This is a genomic window from Arenibacter sp. S6351L, from assembly GCF_023016025.1.
GTDB classification, from domain to species: Bacteria; Bacteroidota; Bacteroidia; order Flavobacteriales; family Flavobacteriaceae; genus Arenibacter; species Arenibacter algicola_B.
In genome coordinates this window covers 1-1,871 of record NZ_JALKBB010000073.1, presented here as the reverse complement: position 1 = coordinate 1,871, position 1,871 = coordinate 1, and the positions used below count along the sequence as shown (strand labels likewise).

Below are 1,871 nucleotides of genomic sequence, written 5' to 3'. Positions count from 1 at the left end.
GTAGTCCCGGGCAGACTTACCGCCCTTGGCGGCATGAACTTCTCGTCCGCACCTCGTCTACTTTGTAGTCTCAGGCAGACTCGAACTGCCGACCTCTACATTATCAGTGTAGCGCTCTAACCAGCTGAGCTATGAGACTCACTATAGTTTTTTATGTTGTAAAAACAGAAATCGAAAAAACGGGCCCTTGAAAAAAGCCCCATGGGCAAATTCTCTAGAAAGGAGGTGTTCCAGCCGCACCTTCCGGTACGGCTACCTTGTTACGACTTAGCCCTAGTTACCGATCTTGCCCTAGGCCGCTCCTTGCGGTGACGGACTTCAGGCACTCCCGGCTTCCATGGCTTGACGGGCGGTGTGTACAAGGCCCGGGAACGTATTCACCGGATCATGGCTGATATCCGATTACTAGCGATTCCAGCTTCACGGGGTCGAGTTGCAGACCCCGATCCGAACTGTGACCGGTTTTATAGATTCGCTCCTGGTTGCCCAGTGGCTGCTCTCTGTACCGGCCATTGTAGCACGTGTGTGGCCCAGGACGTAAGGGCCGTGATGATTTGACGTCATCCCCACCTTCCTCGCGGTTTGCACCGGCAGTCCCGTTAGAGTCCCCATCTTTACATGCTGGCAACTAACGGCAGGGGTTGCGCTCGTTATAGGACTTAACCTGACACCTCACGGCACGAGCTGACGACAACCATGCAGCACCTTGTGATCTGCCCGAAGGAAACTCTATCTCTAAAGCTGTCAGACCACATTTAAGCCCTGGTAAGGTTCCTCGCGTATCATCGAATTAAACCACATGCTCCACCGCTTGTGCGGGCCCCCGTCAATTCCTTTGAGTTTCATCCTTGCGGACGTACTCCCCAGGTGGGATACTTATCACTTTCGCTTGGCCGCCCAGATTTGCATCCGGACAGCTAGTATCCATCGTTTACGGCGTGGACTACCAGGGTATCTAATCCTGTTCGCTCCCCACGCTTTCGTCCATCAGCGTCAGTATATAGTTAGTAACCTGCCTTCGCAATCGGTATTCTATGTAATATCTATGCATTTCACCGCTACACTACATATTCTAGTTACTTCACTATAACTCAAGACCACCAGTATCAAGGGCAATTCTACAGTTGAGCTGCAGACTTTCACCCCTGACTTAATGGCCCGCCTACGGACCCTTTAAACCCAATGATTCCGGATAACGCTTGGATCCTCCGTATTACCGCGGCTGCTGGCACGGAGTTAGCCGATCCTTATTCTTACGGTACCGTCAGAAGGGCACACGTGCCCCTTGTTCTTCCCGTATAAAAGCAGTTTACAATCCATAGGACCGTCTTCCTGCACGCGGCATGGCTGGATCAGGCTCCCGCCCATTGTCCAATATTCCTCACTGCTGCCTCCCGTAGGAGTCTGGTCCGTGTCTCAGTACCAGTGTGGGGGATCCCCCTCTCAGGGCCCCTACCCATCGCTGCCTTGGTAAGCCGTTACCTTACCAACTAACTAATGGGACGCATAGTCATCTTGTACCGTAACCTTTAATGTAAAAGTGATGCCACTCCTACATACTATGGGGCGTTAATCCAAATTTCTCTGGGCTATTCCCCAGTACAAGGCAGATTCTATACGCGTTGCGCACCCGTGCGCCGGTCGCCGGCGGATAAGCAAGCTTATCCCCGCTGCCCCTCGACTTGCATGTGTTAGGCCTGCCGCTAGCGTTCATCCTGAGCCAGGATCAAACTCTTCATCGTTGATTCTTATATAACTTCGATCAACCCATAAAACGTTTTTCCCGGCCCGTTATTTCGATTTCTTTTTCTGCACCACATCCCCGTTTCCAAGTATGTGGCGCGCTGTCTTTACAATATATCAATGAACTT

At 51.8% G+C, this 1,871-nt stretch carries 1 tRNA gene and 1 rRNA gene; both read right to left on the bottom strand.

Features of this window, described 5'->3' with window-relative positions:
• Positions 1-65: 65 nt before the first annotated feature.
• A tRNA-Ile gene (locus MWU82_RS23910) sits at positions 66-139 on the bottom strand.
• 79 nt (positions 140-218) lie between these two features.
• Positions 219-1,742 (bottom strand): 16S ribosomal RNA (locus MWU82_RS23905).
• Between the last annotated feature and the right edge of the window lie 129 nt (positions 1,743-1,871).